This window comes from Coprococcus sp. AM97-35 (assembly GCF_027697525.1).
GTDB classification, from domain to species: Bacteria; Bacillota; Clostridia; order Lachnospirales; family Lachnospiraceae; genus Allocoprococcus; species Allocoprococcus comes.
This window is the reverse complement of record NZ_JAQESL010000057.1, coordinates 1-3449: the sequence shown is the minus strand read 5'-3', so window position 1 is coordinate 3449 and position 3449 is coordinate 1. Positions and strand designations below refer to the sequence as shown.

The window sequence follows — 3449 nt, the reverse complement described above, 5'->3', positions numbered from 1 at the left end:
TAAACGCAAAATAGCGAGTACCTTGACATTTTTAGGCGGCTGCTTTGCAGCCACCAATATTTAAGCTTTGCGGATTCCTGCCGGAAGTTTTTCTGACCATGGCAGAAGATTTTCCAAAAAGGAACAATCCCTGTCATCCATGTGTTTCGGCATCTCTTCCAAGAGATGCTGCACATAATCAAAAGGTTTCAGATTATTGGCTTTTGCAGTTTCTACAATACTGTAAATGATTGCGGAAGATTTGGCTCCATGGATCGTATCGATCATCTGCCAGTTTTTCTTTCCGATACAGAAACCACGGATTGCCCTTTCGGATGCATTATTATCGATCGGAACATCCCCATCTGTGAGAAATACCCGGAGATATTTTTCCTGATTCAGTGCATAGCCAACAGCATCACCAAATTTATCCTTCTTGGACACATTTATAGTTTTTAGGTACGCAAAAAACGCATCCACAAGCGGTTTGATAACCGCCTGCCGTTGCTTAAGCCGTTCATCAGAAGAAAGGTCCTTCAGCTTCCCTTCTTCCCGATAGATCGCCTGGATCTGTTTCATCAGAAGAAATGTATTGGATTCCTTTTGATAGGATTTTGGGATCAGTTTTAAGGCTTCATCAAATCTGCGGCGACAGTGCACCCAGCATCCAGCAATGGTCAGTTCTTCCAACTCTTTTTCTAAAGTATGGTAGACCTGGTAACCGTCTGTTACACAGATGCCGTCGTACCCTTTCAGGAATTCCCGTGGATGGGATGCATTTCTCGTCTGCTGGTATTCATACAGGACAATCTGCCGTTTTTGATACAAATGTCCGGAACGGTATACCCACATCCAGCTTTTGCTTCCGGCTTTGCGCCCGTCATGGTTTACAAGCACCGGCGTTTCATCTGCCTGGATGACGTGGTAGAAATACAATTCTTTATGAAGATAATCATAAAGGATTGATAGATATTCCTCTGCCAAACGTATGCACCAGTTTGCCATGTTCTGCCTTGTGATCTGCAGGCCATAACGCTGGAATTCCTGCTCCAATCGATAGAGAGGAACTGCGTTCACATATTTTCCATTGATGATCGCAGCACCCAGAGATGGTGATACCAGACTCCCATGCAGTAACGTCTTTGGATGGTCTGCTTTCACCATGTGTTCATCTGTTTTGCTGGCATACACACCGATGTGATGTTCTTCTACTTCTACCTTCGCAGGTACGAAATGATATTTTCTGGAAATGGCATCCGGTAACTGTTTCCAACCCCTGACACCGAATTCCGCTTCCAATTCCTCCGCGGACAGATAATGGTCGATCCGTCTGACCGGAAGCCCGGAAAGATCTGCTTCTTTCTTTCCCTTACGCTTCGGCTGCTTTGGAGACTTCAGTTCCAGATCCTCAGGCTCTGCCGCATTAAGATCACAGACTGCTTCTGCTTCATTGAAAAAGACAATCGTTCCGTTTACTTCTCGAAAACAGATCTGACTGGTATCTTCCATTTTTTCAGAAGACCTGCCAAAACGGTTCTGCTTACCAAGGATCACCTGTTCCATCAGAAGCTGCATTTTTTCATTCGATGCGTGAAGCTCCTTTGTTAAAGCATTCAACTGTTCCTGCTGTTGTAAAAGAAGCTGGATAAGAAACGACTTATCAACGTTATTTAATTGTTCCTCCGTATAATTGACTGCCATAACCAAACCTCACTTTCCTAAGTGGTATTATAGCAGAATCAACAGTTTTTGGCTATTTTTGCATTCTGTTACCTTCGTTACTTTGACGGTGGATAACAGTCATGAATACCTGAAGATAAAAGCCAGAATTTCAGATATTTATGACTGTTATCCACAATCTGAAAAGTTTTGGAATCCAGAGTATCATAGAAACTCACAGAAAACTTTCAGGATGTGAATAACTTTCAATTTTATATTGCACTGGGTAACCCGGTGTGGATGAAAGTGATTTTATTTTCTATGTTTTGCACAAATCATAAGGAGAATCCAGGATCAGGAACTTCTTCTATGGGATGTCTGGCAACGATTTCCAGACCCTGCATCAACATTCGATACTGGTCTGCACTGATCTCCAGCGCTTCCTCCTGTGTACGAGGCCATCGGAAGTTCCCATTTTCAATCCGCTTATACAGAAGGAGAAATCCATCACCTTCCCAGATGAGTCCTTTTATCCGGTCCGTACGCTTACCGCAAAATAAGAATAATGTATTCTTATCATAAGGATCGAGCTGGAACTGAAAACGTATGATTCTTGCCAAGCCGTCAATTCCTCTGCGCAGATCCGTAAATCCAGTTGCCAGATACACTTTTTTGAATCCGGTACCATCATTGAGCATTTCTGATCACTCCCAAAAGTGTACTTAGAAAGGAGGCAGAAGCCTGGTCGGTGATTTCCAACGTGAGGTTGCTTCCACTTCTGATTATGGCAGCGATTTTATGCTCTGAGGTCGTATTTACCGGATGGAGTGCAGAGGAAGGAACTTCTACAAAGGCTTGTGTATGCTCCGCAGTTTCTAAGTAAGCCTCACGGACTTTCCGGAGTCTCCAGTAGTAACTCGCTTTTGTAATGTCGTGCAGCTGACACCATTCATCGATTTTCATTCCCTGTGGACGGTTTTGACAGTCTCGGATCAAATCAGCCCATTCATTCAGGCGGGTTTGCTGTGCAACTAAACTTGTGTGAGATTTCATGACTCACCTCCTGTGATAAAGTCTAAAAAGTTGAGTACTAAACTATTTAGACTTTGTAGTGATGAGTCTATTATCTCACATCGGATGATTTTGAACAGGTACTCGCTATTTTGCGTTTACCATATAAACAAAGGATAGATGCATATAGAAAGCCAGTTTATGGTTTAGTTATATTTGTAGGAATTTTTGGTATTGTTAATTTGCTAAATATGCTGTTTTCAAATATGGCAACACGTAAACGAGAATATGGAATGCTACAATGTGTAGGTCTAACTGATAAACAATTATCATCTATAGTAGTAAAAGAGGGAATCTTATATTCCGTTGGTTCGATTTCAATTTCTTTGATTTTTGGAACTATTTTTGGGATTATACTGTGTAATGTATTTAGTTCCTTTAGTGTTTTTGGAAAAGTGATATATCACTTCCCATTTAAAGAAATGACGGTATATTTTTCAATACTTATTATTGTTCAAATGATATTTGCCTATATAATTATTAATTTTTACAAGAGAGAGAGTCTGATAGATAGAATAAAATAGAGTATATCTACTAATAAAAGAATTTTATAAATTAATATATGGGCATTGTATTTGTTCTTTTGCTTCATAAACTGCAATATATTTTTGGTTTGAAAATTGAGTATGAGGGTGAGAAAAGATAACAGAAAAGGTAGGAAAGCGTTCAGTTGATTTCCTACCTTTCACATTATGGACTGTTAAATACTCTGTTTAATAATACGAGTGATAATCCCCACT

The 3449-nt window shown here is 40.5% G+C and carries 4 protein-coding genes; 1 reads left to right on the top strand and 3 read right to left on the bottom strand.

Annotated features, from left to right (window positions below; translation table 11 throughout):
* Nucleotides 1-60: 60 nt before the first annotated feature.
* The 3 genes from tnpC to PG840_RS16465 form a co-directional block, all read right to left on the bottom strand.
* Entirely contained in the window at nucleotides 61-1680 is a 1620-nt protein-coding gene (gene tnpC, locus PG840_RS16475) for an IS66 family transposase (protein WP_118014640.1), read from the bottom strand.
* A gap of 293 nt (nucleotides 1681-1973) precedes the next feature.
* The gene (gene tnpB, locus PG840_RS16470) at nucleotides 1974-2336 is read right to left on the bottom strand and encodes an IS66 family insertion sequence element accessory protein TnpB (RefSeq protein WP_118014642.1); all 363 of its coding nucleotides are present in this window, start codon (nucleotides 2334-2336) and stop codon (nucleotides 1974-1976) included.
* A complete protein-coding gene (locus PG840_RS16465; protein ID WP_072447635.1) occupies nucleotides 2326-2691 on the bottom strand; it encodes a hypothetical protein in 366 nt (121 codons plus the stop codon). The genes tnpB and PG840_RS16465 overlap by 11 nt, the downstream gene beginning before the upstream one ends.
* Nucleotides 2692-2801: 110 nt before the next feature.
* Between PG840_RS16465 and PG840_RS17070 the strand changes: the two genes are divergently transcribed.
* Nucleotides 2802-3233 carry an FtsX-like permease family protein gene (locus PG840_RS17070; RefSeq protein ID WP_442872515.1) on the top strand — a complete coding sequence of 144 codons (432 nt, stop codon included), beginning with the start codon at nucleotides 2802-2804 and terminating at the stop codon, nucleotides 3231-3233.
* Nucleotides 3234-3449 lie beyond the last annotated feature (216 nt).

Excerpts from the sequence above, each read along its gene's own strand:
- PG840_RS16465 (WP_072447635.1), bottom strand. The coding sequence starts at position 2,691 with ATGAAATCTCACACAAGTTTAGTTGCACAGCAAACCCGCCTGAATGAA.
- tnpC (WP_118014640.1), bottom strand. The coding sequence starts at position 1,680 with ATGGCAGTCAATTATACGGAGGAACAATTAAATAACGTTGATAAGTCG.
- tnpB (WP_118014642.1), bottom strand. The coding sequence starts at position 2,336 with ATGCTCAATGATGGTACCGGATTCAAAAAAGTGTATCTGGCAACTGGA.